Source organism: Nocardioides sp. NPDC057772 (assembly GCF_042798075.1).
Lineage (GTDB): Bacteria > Actinomycetota > Actinomycetes > Propionibacteriales > Nocardioidaceae > Nocardioides.
The window spans coordinates 21,603-45,889 of the sequence record NZ_JBHVKN010000016.1 but is presented as its reverse complement, the minus strand read 5'-3'; the positions used below and the strand labels follow the sequence as shown (position 1 = coordinate 45,889).

The 24,287-nt window shown below is 69.9% G+C and carries 19 protein-coding genes; 13 read left to right on the top strand and 6 right to left on the bottom strand.

Going from position 1 to position 24,287, the window contains the following annotated elements; translation table 11 throughout:
• The 6 genes from ACFVJS_RS05295 to ACFVJS_RS05270 form a co-directional block, all read left to right on the top strand.
• Positions 1 to 586: molybdopterin oxidoreductase family protein (locus ACFVJS_RS05295; protein WP_378877890.1), on the top strand; the 586-nt coding region annotated here is incomplete at its 5' end.
• Positions 583 to 2,046, top strand: a complete 1,464-nt coding sequence (locus ACFVJS_RS05290) for an FAD-dependent oxidoreductase (protein ID WP_378877889.1) — start codon at positions 583 to 585, stop codon at positions 2,044 to 2,046. The genes ACFVJS_RS05295 and ACFVJS_RS05290, both read left to right, overlap by 4 nt.
• A complete protein-coding gene (nirB, locus tag ACFVJS_RS05285; protein WP_378877888.1) occupies positions 2,043 to 4,649 on the top strand; it encodes a nitrite reductase large subunit NirB in 2,607 nt (868 codons plus the stop codon). The genes ACFVJS_RS05290 and nirB overlap by 4 nt, the downstream gene beginning before the upstream one ends.
• Positions 4,646 to 4,993, top strand: a complete 348-nt coding sequence (gene nirD, locus ACFVJS_RS05280) for a nitrite reductase small subunit NirD (RefSeq protein ID WP_378877887.1) — start codon at positions 4,646 to 4,648, stop codon at positions 4,991 to 4,993. The genes nirB and nirD overlap by 4 nt, the downstream gene beginning before the upstream one ends.
• An 88-nt stretch (positions 4,994 to 5,081) precedes the next feature.
• Positions 5,082 to 6,236 carry a uroporphyrinogen-III synthase gene (locus ACFVJS_RS05275; RefSeq protein ID WP_378877886.1) on the top strand — a complete coding sequence of 385 codons (1,155 nt, stop codon included), beginning with the start codon at positions 5,082 to 5,084 and terminating at the stop codon, positions 6,234 to 6,236.
• Complete coding sequence (locus ACFVJS_RS05270) at positions 6,233 to 6,913, top strand: sirohydrochlorin chelatase (RefSeq protein ID WP_378877885.1); 681 nt, start codon at positions 6,233 to 6,235, stop codon at positions 6,911 to 6,913. Before ACFVJS_RS05275 ends, ACFVJS_RS05270 begins: the two co-directional genes overlap by 4 nt.
• Before the next feature lie 83 nt (positions 6,914 to 6,996).
• Here ACFVJS_RS05270 and argJ read toward each other — a convergent pair whose 3' ends face one another.
• A complete protein-coding gene (argJ, locus tag ACFVJS_RS05265; protein WP_378877884.1) occupies positions 6,997 to 8,145 on the bottom strand; it encodes a bifunctional glutamate N-acetyltransferase/amino-acid acetyltransferase ArgJ in 1,149 nt (382 codons plus the stop codon).
• Between the two features lie 36 nt (positions 8,146 to 8,181).
• Complete coding sequence (locus ACFVJS_RS05260; RefSeq protein ID WP_378877883.1) at positions 8,182 to 8,643, bottom strand: hypothetical protein; 462 nt, start codon at positions 8,641 to 8,643, stop codon at positions 8,182 to 8,184.
• A 332-nt stretch (positions 8,644 to 8,975) separates the two neighbouring features.
• Here ACFVJS_RS05260 and ACFVJS_RS05255 point away from each other — a divergent pair, with 332 nt between their 5' ends.
• From ACFVJS_RS05255 to ACFVJS_RS05245, 3 genes are all read left to right on the top strand, one after another.
• Positions 8,976 to 10,817: a phosphoenolpyruvate carboxykinase (GTP) gene (locus ACFVJS_RS05255; protein ID WP_378877882.1), complete on the top strand. Its 1,842-nt coding sequence runs from the start codon at positions 8,976 to 8,978 to the stop codon at positions 10,815 to 10,817.
• Between the two features lie 167 nt (positions 10,818 to 10,984).
• Complete coding sequence (locus ACFVJS_RS05250; protein WP_378877881.1) at positions 10,985 to 11,359, top strand: DUF805 domain-containing protein; 375 nt, start codon at positions 10,985 to 10,987, stop codon at positions 11,357 to 11,359.
• A 59-nt stretch (positions 11,360 to 11,418) separates the two neighbouring features.
• Positions 11,419 to 11,916, top strand: coding sequence for a PGPGW domain-containing protein (locus ACFVJS_RS05245; protein WP_378877880.1), 498 nt, complete (start codon positions 11,419 to 11,421; stop codon positions 11,914 to 11,916).
• A 57-nt stretch (positions 11,917 to 11,973) separates the two neighbouring features.
• Here the strand turns inward: ACFVJS_RS05245 and ACFVJS_RS05240 are convergent, their stop codons facing one another.
• Both ACFVJS_RS05240 and ACFVJS_RS05235 read right to left on the bottom strand, forming a co-directional pair.
• Positions 11,974 to 13,359 (bottom strand): hypothetical protein, encoded by a 1,386-nt coding sequence (locus ACFVJS_RS05240; RefSeq protein ID WP_378877879.1) that lies wholly within the window; start codon positions 13,357 to 13,359, stop codon positions 11,974 to 11,976.
• A complete protein-coding gene (locus ACFVJS_RS05235) occupies positions 13,356 to 13,817 on the bottom strand; it encodes a hypothetical protein (protein ID WP_378877878.1) in 462 nt (153 codons plus the stop codon). Before ACFVJS_RS05235 ends, ACFVJS_RS05240 begins: the two co-directional genes overlap by 4 nt.
• A gap of 141 nt (positions 13,818 to 13,958) precedes the next feature.
• Here ACFVJS_RS05235 and ACFVJS_RS05230 point away from each other — a divergent pair, with 141 nt between their 5' ends.
• The 4 genes from ACFVJS_RS05230 to recD all read left to right on the top strand — a co-directional run bounded on the left by ACFVJS_RS05230 (position 13,959) and on the right by recD (position 22,986).
• Positions 13,959 to 14,516, top strand: a complete 558-nt coding sequence (locus ACFVJS_RS05230; protein WP_378877877.1) for a hypothetical protein — start codon at positions 13,959 to 13,961, stop codon at positions 14,514 to 14,516.
• A 63-nt stretch (positions 14,517 to 14,579) separates the two neighbouring features.
• Positions 14,580 to 17,945 (top strand): exodeoxyribonuclease V subunit gamma, encoded by a 3,366-nt coding sequence (gene recC, locus ACFVJS_RS05225; RefSeq protein ID WP_378877876.1) that lies wholly within the window; start codon positions 14,580 to 14,582, stop codon positions 17,943 to 17,945.
• A complete protein-coding gene (locus ACFVJS_RS05220; RefSeq protein ID WP_378877875.1) occupies positions 17,945 to 21,235 on the top strand; it encodes a UvrD-helicase domain-containing protein in 3,291 nt (1,096 codons plus the stop codon). Before recC ends, ACFVJS_RS05220 begins: the two co-directional genes overlap by 1 nt.
• Positions 21,232 to 22,986 (top strand): exodeoxyribonuclease V subunit alpha, encoded by a 1,755-nt coding sequence (gene recD / locus ACFVJS_RS05215; protein ID WP_378877874.1) that lies wholly within the window; start codon positions 21,232 to 21,234, stop codon positions 22,984 to 22,986. The genes ACFVJS_RS05220 and recD overlap by 4 nt, the downstream gene beginning before the upstream one ends.
• 125 nt (positions 22,987 to 23,111) lie before the next feature.
• Here recD and ACFVJS_RS05210 read toward each other — a convergent pair whose 3' ends face one another.
• Positions 23,112 to 23,729, bottom strand: coding sequence for an amino acid-binding protein (locus tag ACFVJS_RS05210; RefSeq protein ID WP_378877873.1), 618 nt, complete (start codon positions 23,727 to 23,729; stop codon positions 23,112 to 23,114).
• Positions 23,730 to 23,794: 65 nt separating this feature from the next.
• The gene (locus ACFVJS_RS05205) at positions 23,795 to 24,244 is read right to left on the bottom strand and encodes a nitroreductase family deazaflavin-dependent oxidoreductase (protein ID WP_378877872.1); all 450 of its coding nucleotides are present in this window, start codon (positions 24,242 to 24,244) and stop codon (positions 23,795 to 23,797) included.
• Positions 24,245 to 24,287: the final 43 nt, after the last annotated feature.

Here is a 24,287-nt window from a genome sequence, read left to right as displayed (position 1 = left end):
ACCCGGACCGACCTGGTCGACCGACCCCCAGGAGATCTTCGACGAGCTCCGAGCCGCCACGAAGGGCGGCAAGGCCGACTACAGCGGCATCACCTACGACCGCATCCGCGAGGAGGACGGCGTGTTCTGGCCGTGCCCGGAGGGCAGCGAGGGCACCCCGCGGATGTTCACCGACTCCTTCTTCCACCCCGACGGCCGGGCTCGCTTCATCGATGTCGACCACCGCGGGGCGGCCGAGCAGCCGACCGCCGACTACCCGCTCCACCTGACCACCGGCCGGGTGCTCGCGCAGTACCAGTCCGGTGCCCAGACCCGGCGGATCAAGGACCTTCCCGACGAGGGCGCCTTCGTCGAGATCCATCCGCTGCTGGCCGACCGCGTCGGCGCCCACGACGGCGACCCGGTCGTCGTCCGCACCCCGCGCGGCGAGATGAAGGCGCCCGCCCGGATCGTGACCACGATCCGCCCGGACACGGTCTTCGTACCGTTCCACTGGGTCGGCGCCAACAAGCTCACCAACGACGCCCTCGACCCCTCCAGCCGGATGCCGGAGTTCAAGGTCTGTGCCGCGGCGGTGAGCGCATGAGCGAGCGCATGACCGAGCCCATGACCGAGCGCAGGATCGTCATCATCGGTGGTGGCATGGCCGCGGCGCGGCTCGTCGAGGGACTGGTCGCGCGCGGCCTCGGCCCGCAGACGACCGTGCTGGCGGAGGAGCAGCACGTGCCGTACAACCGGATCCTGCTCTCCGCGGTGCTCGAGGGCACCCACCGCCCCGGGGCGCTCGCGCTCCGCGAGAAGCAGTGGTACGCCGACCGGGGCGTCGACCTCCGCCTGAACAGCCTCGTCGTGGACATCCACCGAGACACCAAGACGGTCGAGCTCGCCGACCGCACGACCGTCTCCTACGACCAGGTCGTCCTCGCCACCGGAGCCATCCCGACCCTGCCGCCGATCCGCGGCGTGGTGCGGATGGACGGTTCGATGGACCCGCGGGTGCAGGCCTTCCGCAGTCTCGACGACTGCGCGCGGCTGCTCGACACGCTGCACGACCACCCGCGCAGCGCGGTGATCGTCGGCGGCGGCCTGCTCGGCCTCCAGGTCTCCCGCGCCCTGGCGGTCCGCGGGATCGAGACCGAGATCGTCGAGGGTCGCGACCATCTACTCAGCAGCCAGGTCGACGCCTCGGCCGGCAGGGTGCTGAAGCGGTCGATGGCCAAGCTCGGCACCCAGGTCTACCTCGGCGCCCGCGCGACCCGGCTGACCGACGAGGGCCTCAGGCTCGACAACGGCTACACCCTCGAGACCGACCTGGTGGTGCTCACCGCCGGCGGCCGTCCCCGTGCAAATCTCGCCAGAAGAGCCGAGCTCACCGTCAACCGTGGCGTCGTCGTCGACGACCAGCTCCGCAGCGTCGACGACCCCGATGTCTACGCGATCGGCGACTGCGCCGAGCACAACGCGACCACCACCGGTTTCGTCAGCCCCGCCTGGGAGCAGGCCGGCGTCCTCGCGGACGTCCTGGCCGGCAACCAGGCGGCCTACGAGGGGCACCGGATCGTCGCCCGCCTGCGCGCCACCGACCTCGACGTCTGCGTCCTCGGCGAGCCCGAGAACGAGACCGGCGAGGTCGTCGAGATCGCCAACCCGATCAAGGGCACCCACCGCAAGCTGGTCGTACGTGACGGCCGCATCGTCGCCGGTGCCCTCGTGGGCGATCTGAGCCGGGTCGGCCTGATCACCCAGGCCTTCGACCGGCAGACCGTGCTCGGCGAGCAAGAGGCCGGGCAGCTGCTGCTGCCCGAGCCGTCCTCGTCGGGCTCCGGGATCGCCGACCTCCCCGACGACGCGGAGGTGTGCGCCTGCGCCGGTGTCAGCGCCGGCCGGATCCGGGCGTGCCAGTCCCTCGAGAACGTACGCGACACCACCCGTGCGACTACCGGCTGCGGTGGCTGCGCGCCGACCGTACGTCAGCTCCTGGCCACGCGGCCCAGCGGCAATCAGCTCAGTGCAACGCAGCTCAGTCTGGAAGGAACTACGTCATGAGCCCTCACCTCCGCAAGAAGGTCGTCGTCGTCGGCCACGGGATGGTCGGTCACCGCTTCGTGACCGCCGCCATCGAGCGCGGTCTCACCGAGACCCACGACATCGTGGTCTTCGGCGAGGAGCCGCGTCCGGCGTACGACCGGGTCGCCCTCACCAGCTTCTTCGAGGTCGGCGCCGAGGCACTCTCCTTCCTGCCCTCGGGTGTCTACGAGGACCCGCGGGTCACGCTGCGCACCGGCACCTGCGTCGTCGAGATCGACGTCGCCGCCCAGACGGTGATGCTCGCCGACGGCGAGGAGATGGCGTACGACGAGCTGGTGCTCGCCACCGGAGCGGCACCGTTCGTGCCGCCGGTGCCGGGCGCGGAGCTCGGGAACGTGTTCGTCTACCGCACGATCGAGGACCTCGAGGCGATCCGCGAGGCCGCCAAGACGGCTCGCGCGGGTGCGGTGATCGGCGGTGGCCTGCTCGGGCTGGAGGCCGCCAACGCGCTGCACCAGCTCGGCGTCGAGACCCACGTGGTCGAGCTCGCGCCACGGCTGATGGCGGTGCAGGTCGACGACGCCGGCGGCAACACGCTCAAGCGCCACATCGAGAAGCTCGGCCTCACCGTCCACACCGGGGTGATGACCGAGTCGATCTCGCCCGACGCCGTGGTCTCGGTGGTCGACGAGGACGCCGAGGGTGCCCTCGACGGCCAGGTCAGCGCGTTGAAGTTCAAGGACGTCGAGGAGCCGCTGGCGGTCGACATGGTCGTCTTCTCCGCGGGCATCCGGCCGCGGGACGCCCTGGCCCGAGCGGCCGGCCTGGACCTGGCCGAGCGCGGCGGGGTGCTCGTCGACGAACAGTGCCGCTCCTCTGACCCGCACGTGTGGGCGATCGGCGAGTGCGCCGCGCCGGGCGGGAAGATGTACGGCCTGGTGGCCCCCGGCTACGACATGGCCGAGGTCGTCGCCGACGCCCTGCTCGGTGGCGCCGGCACCTTCACCGGTGCCGATATGTCGACAAAGCTCAAGCTCCTCGGCGTCGACGTCGCGAGCTTCGGCGACGCGCACGGCACCACCGACGAGTGCCTCGAGCTCACCTACTCCGACGCCGTCGCGGGCGTCTACAAGAAGCTGGTGATCAGCGAGGACGGCACCCGCCTGCTCGGCGGTGTGCTGGTCGGCGACGCGAGCGCCTACGGGCTGCTCCGCCCGATGGTCGCCTCGGGCATGACGCTTCCGGAGAACCCGGAGGAGCTGATCCTCCCCCAGTCCACGGGCGGTGGGGGAGGGATCCAGCTTCCGCCGGAGGCACAGATCTGCTCCTGCAACAACGTCACCCGCGGTGACATCGAGGCGGCCGTCGACAACGGCTGCGAGAGCGCTGCAGAGGTCACCAAGACCACCAAGGCCGGCTCGACCTGCGGCTCCTGCAAGGTGCAGGTGAAGAAGATCGTCGAGGATTACTTCACCGCCCAGGGCAAGACCGTCGACACCTCGCTGTGCGAGCACTTCGCGATGACCCGCGCCGAGCTCTTCGATGTGGTCCTGATCCACGGTTACAAGACCTTCGACCAGATCATCGAGGCCCACGGCACCGGCCGTGGCTGTGACCTGTGCAAGCCCGCCGTCGCGTCGATCCTGGCCAGCCAGCTCAACGGCCACGTGCTGGCCAAGGAGAACCGCAAGCTCCAGGACACCAACGACGCCTACCTGGCCAACCTCCAGAAGAACGGCTCCTACTCCGTCGTCCCGCGCATCCCCGGCGGTGAGATCACCCCCGAGGGGCTGATCGTGATCGGTGAGGTGGCCAAGGAGTTCGGCCTCTACACCAAGATCACCGGCGGTCAGCGCATCGACATGTTCGGCGCCCGGATGGAGGACCTGCCCGCGATCTGGAAGCGCCTGGTCGACGCCGGGTTCGAGTCCGGTCATGCCTACGGGAAGTCGCTGCGTACCGTGAAGTCCTGCGTCGGCTCCACCTGGTGCCGTTACGGCGTCCAGGACTCCGTCGGTCTCGCGATCATGCTGGAGACGCGCTACCGCGGGCTGCGCTCGCCGCACAAGCTCAAGGGCGGTGTCTCCGGGTGCGCCCGCGAGTGCGCGGAGGCCCGCGGCAAGGACTTCGGCGTCATCGCCACCGAGAAGGGCTGGAACCTGTACGTCGGGGGCAACGGCGGCGCCATCCCGGCCCACGCGCAGCTGCTCGCCGGTGACCTGACCACCGACGAGCTGGTCCGCTACCTCGACCGCTTCCTGATGTACTACGTCCGCACCGCCGACCGCCTCCAGCGCACCTCGACCTGGATCGACTCGCTCGACGGCGGCCTGGACCGGGTCCGTGAGGTCGTGGTCGCCGACGTCCTCGGTCTGGGCACGGAGCTCGAGGCCGCGATGGCACGGCACACCGAGACGTACTTCGACGAGTGGAAGGCGACGCTCGAGGACCCGGAGAAGCTGCGCCGGTTCGTCTCCTTCGTCAACGCCCCCGAGATCCCGGACCCCAACATCTCCTTCGGGTCCACCCGTGGCCAGATCGTGCCGGACGTCGGGGACGGCCCGGTCTCGCTCGGTGCCACCATCCCTGTCGGCGCACCCACCCTGGAGGAGTCGCGATGACCCAGACGCAGACCCAGACCTACATCTCCGTCTGTCGCCTCGACGACATCGACCCCGAGACCGGCATCGCCGCGCTGGTCAGGGGCGAGGCGGTGGCCGTCTTCCGGACCCTCGACGACCGCGTCTTCGCGCTGTCCAACTTCGATCCGTACGGCCACGCCTCGGTGCTCGCCCGGGGCATCGTCGGTACGCGTGGCGAGGTGCCGTTCGTCGCATCGCCCCTGCTCAAGCAGCCGTTCGCGCTCGAGACCGGTCTGTGCCTCGACGATCCGTCGGTGTCGGTCCCGACCTACGAGGTCGAGATCGTCGACGGCGAGGTCCGCATCGGGGCCCAGCGGGCCTAGATCGTGCCTGTGAGGCCGTGAGCGAAAGTTTGCGTCGACGATCGAGCAGGCCGCGCACGGTGAAACGCTGCCACCGCAAGGTGGGAGCATGGCGGTGCAGAATGCGGAGGAGATCTACGATGCGGATGTGGACAGCGGCGCGCTGAGCGGCTTCCGCGTCGGGGTGACCGCGGCGCGGAAGGCCGAGGAGCAGATCAACCTGCTCGAGAGGCGAGGCGCCCAGGTGGTCTGGGCGCCCGCGCTCTCCGTCGACCCCAACCGGGTCGATGCCGGTGCGCTGCGCGCGGTGACCGAGCAGATCATCGGCCAGAAGATCGACATGTTCCTGGCGACGACCGGCATCGGCACGCGTACGTGGTTCGACGCTGCCGAGGAGTGGGGGCTGCTCGACCAGCTCCTGGAGACGCTCGGCGGTTCCGAGATCCTGGCGCGCGGACCGAAGTCGGTCGGCGCGCTCCGGCGGCGCGGGCTGCGGGAGCTGTGGGCGCCGGAGTCGGAGGAGTTCGACGACGTCCTGGAGCACCTGCGCGGCCGCGACCTCACCGGCAAGCGGATCGTGGTGCAGGAGCACGGGCAGTCGCTGTCGATGGTCGCCCACGCCCTGACCCGGCAGGGCGCCGAGGTCATCAACGTGGTCGTCTACCGGGTCGAGTCGGCCTCGGACCCCGAGCCGATGTTCCGGCTGGTCGAGACGCTGGCCGACGGTGAGCTCGACGCGGTCACCTTCACCTCCGCGCCCGCGGTGGCCGCGTTCATGCAGGCGGCCGGCTCGGTCGGTCTGCGCGACGAGGTCGTCGCGGCGTTCCAGGCCGACGTGGTCGCGGCGTGCGTCGGTCCGGTGACCGCCGCGGCCTTCGAGATGTGGGGCGTACCGACGATGGTCCCCGACCGATCCCGCACCGCCGCCATGGTCAAGATGCTCCAGTCCGAGCTGCCGCTGCGCCGCTCCGGGCTGATGATCGAGCTGATCGGTGGTCACCAGCTGCTGCTCCACGACGACGCCGTCATCCTCGACGGCGCCGAGGTCAAGCTCTCCCCGGCTCCCGCCGCCGTCCTGGGCGCGCTCGTGGCCAACCCCGGCAACGTCGTCTCCCGCCAGGCCCTGCTCGCCATGCTCCCCTCCGGCACGGCCGGCTCCGAGCATGCCGTGGAGATGGCCGTCGCGCGGCTGCGGTCGGCGCTCGGCACCAAAGCCATCCAGACCGTCGTCAAGCGCGGCTACCGGCTGGCGGTGGCCTCATGAGGCTCGTCGTCGCCGCCCACGGCACCCGGCAGCTGCTAGGCAACGCGGTCGCCTCGATCATCGCCAAGCGCGCCGGCCGCGTCCTCGCGATGGAGTCGAAGGCTGCGTACGTCGAGCTCTGTGAGCCGCTGCTCACCGACGTCCTCGCGGACGGCCAGCCTTCGGTCGTGGTCCCGCTGCTGCTCTCGACCGGCTACCACATCAAGGTCGATCTGCCGCAGGCAGCCGAGGGTCTGCCGGTGACGATGGGCCGCGCGCTCGGCCCGGACCCGCTGCTCGCCTCCGCGCAGGTCTCCCGATTGGTCGCGGCTGGTGTTTCGCCAGGTCAGCCCGTAGTCCTGGTCGCTGCCGGCTCCAACGACCCGGATGCCCGCTCCGACATCGCTGCGGCCGGTCGGTTGCTGGCGGAGGCCTGGGGCGGCCCCGTCCGGGTCGCCACCGTCTCCGGTTCCGGGGCCCCCGCCCTGGACGAGCTCGTACGCCCCGGCGACGCGGTCTCGCCCTACCTGCTCGCCCCCGGCTTCTTCTCCGACATGGTCCGGGCCCGTGCCGAGGCCGCTGGCGCCGAGACCGTCGCCGACGTCATCGGCCCCCACCCCGACGTGGTCGAGCTGGTCGTACGTCGCGCCTCCGCCCTCCTCGCCGAGGTCGGCGGTGGGCAGGCGCAGGTCGGGTAGGCGCCGTCCCCCGCTGGCCGAGCCGCCGGAGCTCGACACGCTCCGCCGTAGCCGGCCTCGCGGCTCGACCAGCGAAAAGGCTGTCAGGTCGTGTAGTCGGCGTTGATGCGGATGTAGCCGTCGGTGAGGTCACAGCCGTAGACCGTGAACTCACCCGAGGCGATGCCGAGATCGACCTCGATCGAGACCTCGTCACCAGACAGATAAGTCGACAAATCCGCCAATAGATTTGCCGAGACCTGGGCGGGGTAGGTCTCGGTGCCGCCGAAGGCGATGCGTACGTGGTCGGGGGAGATGTCGGTCTCCTCACGGAGCTTGCCGATCGCCATCGCGACACGGCCCCAGTTGGGGTCGGCCCCGTGGACGGCCGTCTTGACCAGGGGTGAGTTGACGATCGCCTTGCCGACCCGCTTGGCCTGGGCGTCGTCGCGGGCTCCGGTGACCGAGACCGTGATCAGCTTGGACGCCCCCTCGCCGTCGGAGGCGATCTTCTTCACGAGCGCGAGCGCGGCGTCGTAGAGCGCCGCCTCGAACTCAACGAGGTCGACCGCGCCCGCCGCCCCCGAGGCGAAGATCGCCGCGGTGTCGGAGGTCGAGGTGTCGGTGTCGATCGAGACGGCGTTGTAGGTGCGGTCGACGACCCGGCGGAAGGCCGCGTCGAGATCGGCGGCCGGCACCTCGGCGTCGGTGAAGAAGTAGGTGAGCATCGTGGCCATGTCGGGCTCGAGCATCCCGACGCCCTTGGCGATCCCGACGATGGTCGCGCCACCGACGGTGCGGGTCTCGATCTTGGCGATCGTGTCGGTCGTCATGATCGCCGCCGCGGCGGCGTCGAAGTCGGCCTCGCCGGCGGTGCCGACGAGCTTCTCCAGCGCGGGGGTGAGCACGTCCATCGGATACTGCACGCCGATCACGCCGGTCGAGGCCACCAGCAGTTCCTCGGGGCGGACCCCGACGATCTCGGCCGCCCGGCGGCGTACCTCCAGGGCGTTGGCCTCGCCCGTCGGGCCGGTCGCGACATTGGCGTTCTTCGAGATGGTCACCATGCCGCGGAACGCGGAGAGGTCCGAGGTGCGGGAGAGCAGCACCGAGGCGCCGGCGAAGCGGGATCGGGTGAAGACCGCTGCGCTCGTGACCCGGCCCGCGGGGGCGGCGACGACGGCGAAGTCGTCAGCGCCCTCCTTGAGACCGAGGTTGGCGGTGACTCCGACGAATCCGGCTGGTTGAGGCATGCGCACAGCCTAGAACCAGTCAGGGCGGAGGCGGGCCTATGTCCGCAACCAGGCGAACGCGGCCGCCTCGAGGATCATCCAGGACCGGAGTACGCGACCCACGAACGTGATCCCGACGAAGAGCATCAGGTTGGCCTTGAGCGAGCCGTAGACCACCGCGAGGATCGCCAGCGGCGGCAGTCCGCTGAGCGCGGCGACGGCGAGCAGCCCGCCCGCGTAGGCGGGTCTTCCCTGCGTACGTCGCTCCCACTTCTCCATCCGCCGCTGCCACTTCTCGCACGCCATCTTCTTGCGGACGAAGGGAAGGGAGGTGGTGCCGTGGCCGGCGTAGTACCAGACGACCTTGGAGCTGGTCTGGCCGACTCCCGCCACCAGAGCGAGGATGAGAGCGGAGAAGGTGAGGTTCGAGGCGGCCACCGCGAGGTAGGTCTCGAAGTTGATGACGGGGAAGAGTCCTCCGGTGAAGGACGCGGCGAAGGTCCCGAGAATGAGGTCCATCAGCCGACCTCTGGACCGCGCAGGAATTGAAACAATTCAACGGAAGTGTGTTGGGGGATCACCCGCGAAACCTTAGATGTAATTCGTGTCACGATGCGACATCGGCGTCACATCCACATTACGGACGAGCCTCCGAAATGAGGCGTTTCTCACTTAAACATGGGGGTCACGAGGGTATCGGGACCGGCCATCGGAACATCGCCTGCGGTTGGATCGATCAATTGTCCAGGCCCGTGATGGATGACCCACTCTGGTGCACGGTACCCCGGTTGGAGGCCTCTTCAACTGGGGTAACGTGCCTGCAATCGGCGAAACTTTTGAAGGGTGTCGGAATGGTTGACGTGGACAAGGTCCTCGATGAGGCGGGGCTGACGAATCCTCATGTGCGGGAGTATGTCTCCTACTGGGCAGGGGTGACCGGAGCCGAGCGGATCGAGGTTGTCAGCGCAGCCGACGACGAGCGGCTCCTCCAGGAGTCGCTGGAGGCCGGTGAGCTCCTCCCGGTGACGGGCGGGCGCTACTACAGCCGTTCCTACAGCAAGGACACCGCGCGCTCCGAGGAGCGCACCGTGGTCGCCACCTCCAACCCGGAGGACAAGGGCGTCTACAACAACTGGAAGCCCGCCGACGAGACCGTCAAGACGCTCACCGAGCGGATGACCGGCGCCTCCAAGGGCAAGACGATGTACGTCATCCCCTACCTGATGGCTCCCGCCGGTAGCCCCCTCGAGGCCTACGCCGCCGGTGTCGAGCTCACCGACAGTCGCCCGGTCGTCCAGCAGATGATCCGGATGGCGCGCGTCGGCATCGACTACATCAACAACCTCGCGGACCCGAACTCGTTCGTCCGTGCGGTGCACGTGACCGGCGACCTGCCCAACCTCGGACAGGGGACCGACAACGACCAGCGTCTGTTCGCGACGGTCGCCGACCAGCGTACGATCCTCCACTTCGGCTCCTCCTACGGCGGCAACGCGCTGCTGGGCAAGATCGCCCACGGCCTGCGCCAGGCCTGCTACGACGGCCGCGCCTCGGGCAAGTTCCTGGCCGAGCAGTTCCTGCTGCTGGGCATCAAGGACAAGGAGACCGGTGAGGAGTTCCACGTCGTCGGCGGCTTCCCCTCGGCCTCCGGCAAGACGAACCTCTCGATGACGCTCTCTCCCGACGCCCTCGGTGAGCGCTACGAGGTCACCTTCTACGGCGACGACATCGCCTGGATCTGGGTCGGCGAGGACGGCAAGCTGCGCGCCTTCAACCCGGAGAACGGCGTCTTCGGTGTCGCCAAGGACACCAACGAGAAGACCAACCCGGGCGCCATCCAGGCGATCCTGCCGGGCTCGGGCGCGATCTTCACCAACGTCGCCTACAACGAGAAGACCCAGGAGGTCTGGTGGGAGGGGCTCACCAAGCACCACCCGGACGACCTCGACGGCTGGATCGACTGGAAGGGTGAGCGCATCGCCGACCGGATCGACGACGAGCTGGGCGAGCCCTGGGCCCACCCCAACTCCCGCTTCACCACGCCGATCTCGCAGGTGCCCAACGCGGCCCCCGACTTCGACGATGCCGCCGGCGTGCCGATCGACGCGATCATCTTCGGTGGCCGCACCCGTGACCGCGAGCCGCTGATCCGCGCGATCACCGACGTGGCCGAGGGCGTCTACGACGGCCTCACCCTGGGTGCCGAGGCGACCGCCGCTGCCGACGGCCTCGAGGGCGTGCTGCGCTACGACCCGATGTCGATGCGTCCGTTCCTCGCCTACGAGGAGGGCGACTACGCCCGCCACTGGCTGAAGATCATCGGTGAGGCCACCGACAAGCCGGTCTTCGCCCACGTCAACTGGTTCCAGCGCGACGCCGAGGACGGTCACTTCCTGTGGCCCGGCTACCGCGAGAACGTGCGCGCGCTGCTGTGGCTGCTGCAGTTCAAGAAGGGTGAGGTCAAGGGCCAGCAGAGCCCCGTCGGCATCATCCCGACCGAGGACGAGCTCGACCTGCGCGGCCTCGACCTGCCGCAGAAGGACCTCGACCGCATCCTCTCGCTCGACCTGGCTCGCTGGAAGCAGGAGATGGGCTTCCGCGAGGAGCACCTCAAGCAGTTCAAGCTGCCCGAGGAGATCTGGGAGGCGCACAAGCGCGTCGCTGCTGCCATCGACGAGGCCGCTCAGGCCTGATCGAGACCACAGCCGGGGGCGGCGTACGGGATTTCGTTCCGTACGCCGCCTCTTCATGTTTCCGTCTGCTTCCGTTTCCTACGGGAAGATGAACTTTGTTCATATCTGGAACAGATGCCCGGCCAGACATTTACGTGGCCGATCCCGCCCACCTAAGGTTCCTGCCCGTGACGATCCCCATTGACCAGCCGCTTCGTGCTGCCTCGATCACCGAGGCGTACGCGCGGTTCTGGAAGAAGTACGCGACATTCTCGGGTCGCGCCAGCCGCACGGAGCTGCTCTGGCCGATGCTCGTGAACCTTCTGATGCTCATCGTCGCCGTGCTGGCGCGCAACGACGTGGTGAGCCTCGTGATCGGTCTCTATGCGCTGGTCGCGTTCGTGCCGACCATCGCGCTCGGCGCTCGGCGGCTGCACGACATCAACCGCTCGGGGTGGTGGCAGCTGATCCTGGTCGTCCCGATCATCGGCGACATCGTCCTCGCGGTGCTGTGGCTGACCTTCCCGAGCCCCGAGGGCGTCAAGTACGACCTCGCCGCATGACCCCTCGTAAAATTCCCCTAGTAGTTCTCGGGGTTGTCCCCGAATGGCAGGCTATTGGCATGAAGTCCCTCGCAGGAGCCGCAGCGAAGCGGCTCGCCTTCGAGACCCTCGGCTGGCTGCTCGTGGTCGCCGGGATCGCCGCGATGGTGTTGCCGGGTCCGGGGCTGTTGATGCTCTTCGGTGGACTTGCTGTGCTCTCTCGCCAGTACGCCTGGGCTCGCCGCTACGTCGAGCCGGTCCGTCTGCGGGCCCTGCGCGGGGCTGCCGAGGGCGTCGAGACCTGGCCGCGGATCATCCTGTCCACGCTCGGGGCGCTCTCCATCGGCGCCGTCGGCGTCGTCTTCCTGGTCAGGCCGCCCGCGCCGCACTGGTGGCCCCTCGAGGCGTCGCTGTGGCTCCTCGGCGGTGACTGGACCGGCGTGACGCTGCTGGGCTCCTGCGTCATCGCCCTCGCCGTCCTGGGCTACTCCTACAAGCACTTCCACGGCCACCCCGACGCCCGCCACCAGCTCGACGAGGACATCGAGCACTCCGGCGAGATGAACAAGGTCGCCTGACTCGCACGGAAAACCCCGACCGTCGGCTCCGACGGTCGGGGTTTTCGCGTAGTGGTGCTAGGCCTTCCGGCCGTTCGTGCCGGCGTCGTCGCCCTGCGGCGGATTCGGAGTCCAGCCGCGCGACGCGTTGGGGTCCAGGACGTCGCTCGCGGTCTCGGTCCAGTCGTCGCTGTAGTCGGCCTGCCAGTCCTGGTCCTGACCGTTGCGCCGGTCGTTCTTCTTGCCGCCACGGCCGCCGGCCCCACCGACTCCGCCGCGTCCGCCCCGGCTGCCTGCGCCCGTCGGACCGCCTCGGGTCCCGCGCGCCCCTGCACCCGCACCGGCACCCCGGGCACCTGCTCCGGCGCCCGCGCCACGTACGCCCGCTCCGGCTCCGCGCGCTCCAGCGCCTGCGCCGGCACCCGCGCGGGCACCGGCAGCACCGGCCCTGGCGGCTGCCGACCTGGACGTCGCCCCGGCGGTCGCGGCCTTCGCCGACGCTCCGGCAGCGAACCTGCTGGCAAGCGCCTTGGCCACACCAGCACCGAGCAGTGCTCCACCGCCGCCGATCGCGAGCGCGGTCATCCCGCTCGTGCCGCCCGCGAGCGGAGCGAGACCGTCAGCGGTCTCGACCATCGCGTACGACGTCGAGGGTGCCGGCGAGCCGTCGGCGTTCACCCACTGCGTGCCGTTCCACTCGGGGATGTTCTCAGCCTTCGCCGCCTCGATGTTCGCCTTCTCCTGGGCGATCAGCTCGTGGCCCCAGCCGTCGGGGTAGAGGGTGCCGGAGTTGTACTTCGCCATTCGGGCTTGGGATGCCGCGATCGCGCTGTAGGAGCCGGGGGACGAGGGAGGCTGCGGGGCGGGATCGTTCGGAGTGCCGGGCTCCTCGGTCAGCGCACGAACAGGGGGCTGCGAGGTGTAGTTCTGCTGATCTACGACCTCGATCTGTTTGGCGGCGGCCGCCTCGGCGTCTGCAATCGCCGCCTGTTGAGCGTTGTACGCGTTGCGATCGGCTTGCAGAGCCTTCTGGTTCTGAACCGCCTGAGCCGAATCGATGCCAGGGCCGGACTGGGCATACTTTGACGATGAAGCGTCTGGCGCGGAGACAGGTTCGAAAGAAAGCGTCTGTTCGAGCTTTTCGTGGGTCTTCTGGGCGTTCCGCGTCGTGGTCTGCGCTTGGGAGAGAGCGTCTATGGCAGCAGTGAGTTGTTGAACCTTGTTCGTCAGCTTGGTTGCCGAGGTTCTGAACGCTTCCTGGGCCGCACTTGCGGTGTAAGAAGTCTCCTCAAATGCCTCTGGCACCCGCCTGGCCGCAAGGTCGAGATCGCGGGCGAGTTCTTCGAAGGTGCGCTTTGCGGTTTCCCAGTCGTTCAGCCGCGCTTCGACTTCCTCTGGATTGGCGGTGGCCACGTACTGCTTCAAGACGTTCATCATCGCGCCTCTAGGACCCATGCCGGTCATCCCTCCTCATCCTGGCCGAACTTCGACCTAGTTACCGCTTCTTCGATCGCGCCGAGATCTGGGAAGAACGGAAGGTTCACGTCAGGCAGGTTCAGCCTCGCATCCTTCGCCAGGTTGTCGAAGAAAGGCTGGCTGACCAGGTCCACGGCAGTCGTCATCTGGTTGTCGAAGGCCTTCCGAGCGTCCTCGTCGGCGTCTTCGACGGCCCGGACGGCGTCATCGAGACCATCGACGAAAGCAACCATGGCCTTGGATGTCTCTGAGAGGGCAGAGTTGATCCGCTCCGTCGCCAAGTTCATGAGGGTCTCAAGGGTCTCCGCGGTCTTGCTCCCGCCCAACGTGCCAGCACCAGGCTTGTCGACGTGAATCTTGTCGACCTTGACAGTGTCGTCGATGAGAACCTGTTTGATCTTGTTGACGAGGGGCTTGTTAACCCCGGTTGAGCGCGACCCAGTCATCGCCAGCCTCCCGAGTGTTTCCGGATGTTGCTCCAAGTAAACAGGAGACCCCACGGGGTGTCGACCGGAACAGCATTGCCCCAGCGAGCCGATACGCTCTCCGGCATGAGCCGATCTCGGACGTACCCCCTGTTTAGGTCGATGGCTGCTCTTGCTGCTCTGGCTGCTCTAGGCGTGGGCCTGACGGCCTGCGGCAATGAGGATCCGTCCGGCACTGAGCCGACGGGAAGTGGTGCCGCTTCGCCGAGCGAAACCACTTCGACAGAGCCTGCCTCGGAGTGGAAGGTCGCGGAACTGGAAGGGACGCAGTTCAAGGCTCCTCCGGACTGGTCCGTCAGTCTGGAGGATGGCGTCAGTTACGTCATGGGTTCGCCGAAGGACGAGCAGGGGTATCGGGCTGGGCGCGGCATCTTCAACGCCGGTTCGTCGCTTGCGCTCTCGCTCGACGAGCTCGCTACGACGAGTCGCGACAACGTCATCGGGGACTACTCGAAAGTCGAGCGTTTGAAGGACGTGACGTTTGGAGGGACCACGTTCTTCCACATTCGAGGATCCGGTGAGGCGCAGACTTATGACCTCTACGGTGCGCTGGTAGGCGATGTCGAGGTTTCCGTCGCGTGGTCCTTCAACCCTGATCTCGCCACCCAGAAGCAGATTGACGGGTGGATCAACCAGGTCATGCCGACGTTTAAGGCTTAGGACCAATTGGGCTCCGCTGAGCCCTGAGGATCACTGTCGGCGGTGCCCGATAGGTTGCGGTCTGTGGTCGTACATCTCCACCGCGCGCCGCGGACCGATCTGCTCGCCGACTCGCTCGGCGAGCTGTTGTCGGTGCCGCTCCGGGATCCGTTCGCGACGGAGGTCGTGGTGGTGCCGGCGCGGGGGGTGGAGCGGTGGTTGTCGCAGCGGCTGGCGCATCGGCTGGGGGCCGCGGAAGGTCGGTCGGACGGGATCTGCGCGGGGGTCGATTTCAGGACGCCGTGGTCGCTGTTCGCCGAGATCGCCGGCACGGGGGACGAGGATCCCTGGGCGCCGGAGTCGCTGACCTGGCCGGTGCTGGCGGCGATCGACGCGTCGCTGGACGAGCCCTGGGCGAGGCCGCTCGCGCAGCATCTGGGGCACGGGGATGCGACGGAGGAAGGCGCACGTCGGCGGGGGCGGCGGTTGGCGCTGGCCCGGAGGCTGGCGCGGTTGTTCGCTGCGTACGCGGACCAGCGGCCGACGGTGGTGACCGACTGGAGTGCGGGGCGGGACACGGACGGGCTCGGCAACGAGATCGCCGAGGACCTGGCCTGGCAGCCACCGCTGTGGCGTGCGGTCGCTGAGCTGGTCGGCGGACCGACGCCGGTGGAGCGGCAGGCGGCCACGGTCGCAAGGCTGAAACAAGCCCCGACGGAGTTCGAGCTCCCGGAGCGGGTCTCGTTGTTCGGCCACACCCGGCTGTCGGCGACCGACGTCGAGCTCGTGGCGGCGCTGGGGGAGCACCGCGAGGTGCATCTGTGGTTGCCGCATCCCTCGGAGGACCTGTGGGAGGCGCTCGCCGGGCTGGACGGGACGGTCGCGCGGACCGCGGACCGGTCCCACGACGCGGTCGGGCATCCGCTGCTGGCGACACTGGGTCGGGATACGCGGGAGCTGCAGCGCTCCTTGAACGGGTTCTCCGGAGAGGCGATCACCGACGGTGCGTTCGACACCGACGGCCGGCTGCTCGGGTGGCTGCAGGAGGACATCCGGGGCAACACCCTCGGCGAGGCGGCGAGCCGGGTCCTCGATCCCGGCGACCGCTCGATCCAGGTGCATGCCTGCCACGGCGAGGCGCGTCAGGTCGAGGTGCTCCGCGAGGTGCTGCTCGGCCTGCTCGAGGACGACCCGACGCTGGAGCCGCGGGACGTGCTCGTGATGTGCCCTGACATCGAGACCTTCGCGCCGTTGATCGAGGCCGGGTTCGGGCTCGGCGAGATGATCGGCGAGACCGGACACCCGGCCCATCGGCTGCGGGTGAAGCTGGCGGACCGGTCGCTGACGCGTACGAATCCGCTCCTGGACGTGGCCACCAGACTGCTCGACCTGGCCGGCGGCCGGGCGGGGGTGAGCGACGTACTCGATCTTGCTCATCTCGATCCGGTGCGGCGCCGGTTCGGGCTCAACGACGATGCGCTGGAGCAGCTCGAGGACTGGGCCAAGGACGCCGGGATCAGGTGGGGCTTCGACGCGGAGCACCGGGAGCCCTTCGGGCTGGAGACGTATGTCGCCAACACCTGGCGCTTCGGCATGGACCGGATACTCACCGGGGTGGCGATGTCCGAGGATTCGGCGACCTGGCTGGACACGACACTGCCGTTGGACGACGTCGGCAGTGGCAGCGTCGAGCTGGCCGGCAAGTTCGCCGAGCTCGTCGACAGACTGGAGCAGGTGACCGACGAGCTGGCCGGGGTGCATCCGCTGGAGCACTGGCTGAAGGTGATCGAGGAGGGTGTCGCCGGGCTGACGTCGGTCTCGACCGACGACGAGTGGCAGTCGGGCCAGGTGACCCGGGAGCTGTCCCGGGTCCGGGACGACGCCCGAGGTCACGAGGTGGACGAGCTGCGGCTCCCCGACGTGCGCGCGCTGCTGGGCGCGCGGCTGGCAGGCAGAGCCACGCGCGCCAACTTCCGCACCGGCACGCTGACGGTGTCCACGCTGGTGCCGATGCGGTCGGTGCCGCATCGGGTGGTGTGCCTGCTCGGCATGGACGACGGGGTGTTCCCGCGGGTCGGGATCACCGACGGCGACGACCTGCTGGCGCGCGATCCACAGACGGGGGAGCGCGATCTGCGCAGCGAGGACCGGCAGCTGTTCCTCGACGCGCTGCTGGCGGCGACCGAGACGCTGGTGGTGACCTACACGGGTGCCAACGAATACTCCGGCCAGCCGCGACCGCCCGCGGTGCCGCTCGGGGAGCTGCTCGACGCGCTGGATGCCACCGCCGTCTCCGCAGACGGCAGGCCGGTCAAGGAGGTCGTGACGACCAGGCATCCGCTGCAACCGTTCGACCCGCGCAACCTGACGCCCGGAGCCCTGGTGGCGGGACACTCCTTCTCCTTCGACAGGTCCGCCGAGGCCGGTGCCGTCGCCGCGGTGTCCGACAGGGTCGAGCCGCCGGAGCTCCTGCCCGCGCCGCTGGGACCGAGCACCACAGGCGACGTGACGCTCGAGGAGCTGCTGGCCTTCTACCGCGCGCCCGTGCGCGCGTTCTTCCGCGACCGCCTGGAGCTGGCGCTGCCGCGCGACGACGACCCGCTCTCCGACGCGCTGCCGGTCGAGCTCGACGGGCTCGGGCAGTGGTCGGTGGGCGATCGGCTGCTCCACGACCTGCTCGCCGGGATGTCGGAGGAGCAGGCGACGCAGCAGGAGTGGCGCCGCGGCGTACTCCCGCCGAAGTGGCTCGGCTGGCGCATCCTCACCGACGTGATCACCAAGGCGAAGCCGATCGCGGCCGAGGCGCTGCGGGTGCGCCACGCGGCCATCTCCACCGGACAGGCACGCGCCGTCGACGTCGAGGTCGACCTCGGCGACGGACGGCGACTGACCGGCACCGTCCCGCAGGTCTACGGCGACCGGCTCGTCCCGGTCACCTACTCACGCCTGGGCGCCAAGCAGCGGATCGAGTCGTGGGTGCAGCTGGTCGCGCTGGCCGCCTCCGACGAGGACCGGGCCTGGAGCGCCTGGACGCTGGGCCGCCCGGGCAACTCGAGGTCGCGTACGCCGTTCGGGCTCTCCCAGCTCGGACCGCTCGACCACACCGCGATCGACGTGCTGCGCGACCTCGTGCGACTACGAGACAAGGGGCTCTCCGCGCCGCTGCCGCTGCCGCTGAAGACCTCGCTCGCCTACGCCCGCCAGCGGCGCACCCAGGCCGGCGTCGACGATGCGCTCTACAAGGCCGGCTGGGAGTGGAACGACGGACGGTACGAGGGCGAGGAGTCCGACGTGGAGCAGGTGCGAGCCTGGGGCCCGAAGTCCGCGATCCCGGGCCTCGGCGACCCGCCCGAGCCCGGCGAGGAGTTCGACGGGGAGACCTCCCGCTTCGGCGCGCTCGCGATGCGGGTCTGGTCACCGTTGCTCAAGGCCGAGCAGGGGAGCTGGTGATGGACGGATTCGAGCTGACCGGCCCCCTCCCGACCGGCACGACCTTGATCGAGGCCTCGGCCGGCACCGGGAAGACCTTCACCATCGGCGCCCTGGTCACCCGCTACGTCGTCGAAGGGGAGGCGACGCTCGACGAGATCCTGGCGATCACGTTCGGCCGCGCCGCCTCGCAGGAGCTGCGCGACCGGGTGCGATCCCACCTGGTCGAGGCCGAGCGGGCCTTTGCCGCTGCGGTCGCCGGGCAGCGGCCGAGCCCGCTCGACGCCCACCTCGAGCTGCTGCTGGACGTGCCCGACGACGACCTTCGCGTACGCCACGAGCGGGTGCGCGACGCGCTCGCCTCCTTCGACGGGGCGACGATCGCGACGACCCACCAGTTCTGTCAGCTCGTGCTGCGGTCGCTGGGTGTGGCCGGTGACACCGACGCCGGCGCCGAGCTGGTCGAGTCGCTCGACGAGCTGGTCGTGGAGGTCGTCGACGACCTCTATCTGAAGTGGTTCGGCGAGGCGCGCGAGCGGCCGCCGTTCGACCGCGACGACGCGCTCGGGCTGGCGCGCATCGCGGTCGAGGACCCGCAGTCGCGGATCGCTCCGGCGCCGGAAGAGGACCCGGTGGCCGGTGCCAGGGTGCGGTTCGCCGAGGCAGTGCGTGACGAGGTCGACCGGCGAAAGCAGATGCGCGGCGTCCTCTCCTACGACGACCTGCTCTCCCGGCTCGCGGTCGCGCTGGAGGATCCTTCCGCGCCCGCACGGGCACGGATGAGGCAGCGGTGGAAGATCGTGCTGGTCGACGAGTTCCAGGACACCGACCCGGTGCAGTGGCAGGTGCTGTCGCGGGCCTTCGAGGGCCACGCCACGTTGGTCCTGATCGGTGACCCGAAGCAGGCCATCTACGCCTTCCGCGGCGGTGACGTCTTCACCTATCTGACCGCAGCGAGGACGGCCGAGACGCAGGCGACGCTCGACACCAACTGGCGCAGCGACGCGCCTCTGGTCGAGCGCCTCCAGGTGGTGCTGCGCGGCGCGGCGCTCGGCTCTCCCGACATCGTCGTCCACGACGTGAAGGCCCATCACGCCGGGTCCCGGCTGGTGGGTGCGCCGCATCCGTCACCGTTCCGGATCAGACGGGTCGGCCGCACCGGCTTCAAGCTCACCCGCGGCAAGATGATCACCGCCGGCGACGCGCGCACCCACATCGCCCGCGACCTGGCCGGTGACATCGCCGAGCTGCTCGGCTCCGGAGCCACCTGGTGCGATCGGCCGGTTCAGGCTGGTGACATCGCGGTCATCGTCGCGATCCGTTCCCACGGGCTGCTGGTCCAGCGCGTCCTGCAGGAGCACGGCATCCCGGCGGTGATGGCCGGCGGAGGCGACGTCTTCCTGACGCCTGCCGGCGAGGACTGGCTCGCGCTTCTGCAGGCCCTCGACTCGCCCCACCGGGCGCCGCTGGTGCGAGCAGCCGGGCTGAGCGTGTTCTTCGGCTACACCGCGACCGAGCTCGACGCGGGCGGAGAGGCGCTGACCTCGCGCATCGCCGACACCCTGCGTGGCTGGGCACTCCTGCTGCGTGGCCGGGGTGTGGCCGCGCTGATCGAGGCGGCGGAGGAGCGCGGGCTCACCGCGCGCGTGCTGCAGCGCACCGACGGGGAGCGGCTGCTCACCGACGTACGTCATCTCGGGCAGCTGCTCCACGACATCTCCGTGCGCGACGCGCTCGGGCTGCCGGCGCTGCTGACCTGGTTCCAGGACGAGCGACGGCGTTCCGCGGCGACCGAGCGGCCGCGGCGGCTCGACTCGGACGCCGCCGCGGTGCAGATCGTGACGGTGCACGGCTCGAAGGGGCTGCAGTACCCGATCGTCTACCTGCCCTTCGCCTACGACTTCTTCGTGCGCGACCCCGAGGTCGCCCGCTTCCACGACGACTCGGGTCAGCGGACGATCGACGTCACCCGGACCGGCGCCCAGTGGACGCACCACGTGGCCCGTCACCAGGAGGAGGAGCTGGGGGAGGAGCTTCGAGACCTGTACGTCGCGCTGACCCGGGCGCAGTCGCAGGTCGTCGCGTGGTGGGCGCCGACGGCCAACACCGCCACCGGCGGACTGCACCGGCTGCTGTTCGGACGACAGCCCGGAGTCACCACGGTGCCGCCGTCGCAGGAGGTCTTCGACGACGCCTACGCCGAGAGGGTGCTCGGACTCATCGAGAACATGGGCGGACCGACCGCCGAGCCCTCGGTCGTGGCGACGGCGGTCGCGTCGGCGCGGCCATCGCCGGCCGGGAGACTCACTGCGCGGGCGTTCACCCGTGAGGTGGACGCGGAATGGCGGCGTACGTCCTACTCAGGGCTGATACGGGTCGACGAGGGCGTCGCGGCCACCTCGGAGCCGGAGGTCGAGGGCAAGGACGACGAGCCCGTCGCCGAGGACGTCGATCTCGCGCCATCGGTGGTCGAGCTTGTCGAGGCCCCGGAGGAGCACCTCTCGCCGATGGCCGAGCTGCCCAAGGGCGCCGGTTTCGGCTCGCTGGTCCACGCGGTCCTGGAGCACACCGACCCCGAGGCCCCCGACCTGGGCGAGGAGCTGCTGGCGAAGACCCGCGAACAGTTGCGCTGGTGGCCGGTCCCAGCCTCGGCCGAGGACCTCGCGACCGCGATCCTGCCGCTCAACCTGACCCCGCTCGGCCCGCTGGCCGACGGGCTGACGCTGGCCCAGATCCCGCTGCGCGACCGGCTGCGCGAGCTCGACTTCGAGATCCCGCTGGCCGGCGGCGACCAGCGTGGGCCGGGTGCGCCGGACGTACGGCTGAGCGATCTCGCCCCATTGCTGCGGGCCCATCTCCCGGCGGACGACCCGATGGTGACGTACGCCGACCGGCTGGAGGCTCCGCCCCTGGGCGAGCAGTCGCTGCGGGGCTACCTGACCGGCTCGGTGGACGTGGTGCTGCGGCTGCCGAGCGGCCGGTTCGTCGTGGTCGACTACAAGACCAACTTCCTGGGCGTGGAGGCGATGGACTACACCCAGCCGAAGCTCGCCGAGGCGATGCTGCACTCCCACTACCCGCTGCAGGCGCTGCTCTACTCCGCGGTGGTGCACCGCTTCCTACGCTGGCGTCTCCCCGGCTACGACCCCGAGACGCATCTCGGCGGTGTGCTCTATCTCTACGTCCGCGGGATGCTCGGCCCCGACACGCCCGTCGTCGACGGCATCCCGACCGGCGTCTTCACCTGGCGGCCGCCCGCGTCTTTGGCGGTCGCGCTGTCCGACCTGCTGGATGGAGGTACGGCCGCATGATCGAGCGCTGGGAGTCCGACGACCCCTTCGACGCACGCCTGGCCCGGTCCGCGACGGGCCTGTTGGAGTCGTTCAACAAGGAAGGCGTGCTGACTGCCGCCGACGTACACGTCGCGACCCGCGCCGCCGCGCTGGCAGGAGAGGAGCGCGACGAGGTGCGCCTGGCGGTCGCGCTGGCGGTCCGCGCGGTGCGACACGGATCGGTGTGCGTCGACCTGGCAGCGCTGCGGGAGACCGAGGAGACGCTGCCCTGGCCGGATGCTGTCGGGTGGCTCGAGGCGGTCGCGGACAGCCCGCTGGCCGCGCAGTCCGTGGTGCAGGTCGAGGACGGCCTGCTCTACCTCGACCGCTACCACCGCGAAGAAGGGCAGGTACGCGACGACCTGCTCGCCCGCGTGGCCTCACCCCGGGCCGTGGCCGACGAGGCCATGCTCGAGGCGACCGCTGCCCGGCTCTTCCCGGGCGAGGGCTACGCCGAGCAGCGCGCGGCCGCGCTGGCCGCGGCGCGACAGTCGACGACCGTGCTCACCGGCGGTCCCGGCACCGGCAAGACCACGACGGTCGCCGGGCTGCTGGCTCTGCTCACCGAGCAGTCCGCGACCCCGTTGCGGGTAGCGCTGACCGCGCCGACCGGCAAGGCGGCCGCGCGACTTCAGGAAGCGGTCGAAGGTGCCCAGCTGGCGCCGCAGTTCACCGACGCCGACCGCGCTCGGCTCGACGGTCTGACCGCGTCGACCCTCCACCGGCTGCTCGGCTGGCGGCCCGGCTCCTCGACCCGGTTCAAGCACCATCGCACCAACCGGCTTCCGCACGACGTGATCGTCGTCGACGAGACCAGCATGGTGTCGCTGACGATGATGGCCCGCCTGCTCGAGGCGGTGCGTCCGGAGGCGCGGCTGATCCTCGTCGGCGACCCCGACCAGCTCGCCAGCGTCGAGGCCGGCGCGGTGCTCTCCGACCTCGTCGCCGGCCTCGCGGTGCGCTCGCCCGAGGCGGTCGCGGCCCTCCGCACCACCCATCGCTTCGGCGGCGCGATCGGCGCCCTCGCCGCGGCGCTGCGGGACGGCGACGCCGACGCGGCTCTCGAGGTGCTGACGTCGGGCGACCCCGCGGTCGAGCTCGTCGACCCGGCCGACGAGGCTCGGATGGCCGAGGTCGAGCGTGACCTGGTCACCCACGCCGTCGCCCTCCGCGAGGCCGCGCTCGCGGGTGATGCGGCGGGCTGCGTACGCATGCTGGACGAGTCGCGTCTCCTGTGCGCCCATCGCGATGGTCTCTGGGGCGTCTCCCACTGGAACCGGCAGGTCGAGCGTGGCCTCGCGGAGACCACCGGCGAGCCGCTCGGCATCGGCTGGGGCCACGAGTGGTACCCGGGCCGCCCGGTCCTCGTCACCGCCAACGACTACGGCCTCGGTCTCTTCAACGGCGACACCGGCGTCACCTATCAGGATGCCGCCGGCGACCTCCGGGTCGCGATCGCCGGCGGGGCGACGTACGCGCCCTCACGCCTCGGCGACATCGAGACCCTGCATGCGATGACCGTCCACAAGTCCCAGGGCAGCCAGGCCAGGACGGTCACCGTCCTGCTCCCGCCCGACGACTCGCCCCTGCTCACCCGCGAGCTCTTCTACACCGCGGTCACCCGAGCCCAGGAGCGGGTACGCATCGTCGGCACCCCCGACGCCGTCACCGCCGCGATCACCCACCGCGCCCAGCGCGCCTCCGGCCTCCGCCAGCGCCTCGGCCACTGACCACCCACGCCGAGGCGTCACCCCGGACGATCGAGGCGTCACGTACGTCGGCCGAGCTGGCACAGACGCGCCAACTCGGCCGACCCAGGTGACGTCTCGGCCGGCAGACGTGACGCCTCGCCGCGTCAGGACCTCGCGATGGAGGTGGCGAGAGAGGCGAGGTGACCCAGGCGGGCGAGCTCGGAGTCGAGGAAGTCGGGGCCGCCGCGGCGGCCGATGATGACGATCTCGTTGCCGTCGATGCGGGCGCCGGCGAACATGTTCTCGTCCTCGCCCTCGACGTCGATCCGCTCGGGGCGGTCGAGCTCGATGAAGGGGACGTTCTCGGGGGAGCCGTCGGTGGCTCGGGCGATGCCCTTGACGCGGTGGACGCGGATGGCCCAGTCGGCGCGGAAGGTCAGAGGCAGCACGTCCACGAGCCGGTCGAGGGCCTCATGAGCGTTCTCGGTGAGGTCCTCGACCGCCTCGAGGTCGAGGAAGAGGTTGCCTCCGGCGGCGTACCGGGAGATCCAGACGACCTGCACGCCGTCGAGCTCGTTGCAGGCCGAGACGATGGAGTCCGGCATGGTGCCCGGCGAGGTCTCGAGAAGCACGTCGTCGACGGCGAGTCCTTCGGCCTTGTTCTTCTCGACGATCTCGATCGCCTCGATGTCGCCACCGGCTTCACCGATGGCGGAGGCGAGGCGACCGAGGGAACCCGGGACATCGGGCAGCTCGACGCGTAGCAGGAACGGCATGGCCATAGACCCTAGCGTCGTGAACCGACAGCCGTGGCACTGTCCCGGTTACACACCGGTCAACTGACGAGCTATTCGGCGACCGGCTCCAGCAGGAAGAGCGGGAAGATCCGGGAGGTGTTGGGCTGGTATTCGCCGTACGTCGGCCAGGTCTTCACGGCGTAGTCCCACCACTCGTCGCGCTCGGTCCCGGAGAGCTCACGGGCGACGTACGCCTTCTTGGTGCCGCCGTCCTGGAGCGCGACGTCGGGATACTTGCGGAAGTTGGCCACCCAGGCCGGGTTCTTGTCGGACCCGCCCCACGACGCCACCGCGAGGTAGCGTCCGTCGCGCTCGATGCGCATCAGCGGCGTCTTGCGGATCGCGCCGGTCTTGGCGCCGCGGTTGGTGATCAGGATGATCGGCTTGCCGTCGCGCTCGAGGACGTTGGCCTCGGCGCCGTTGGAGGCCTCGAACGCGGCAACCTGCTCGCGCACCCAGTCGGCCGTGCTCGGGATGTACTCACCTTGCAGTTCGGTCATGTCCACTACAACAGCCGAGGACGCGACCTATTCCGAGCCCGGA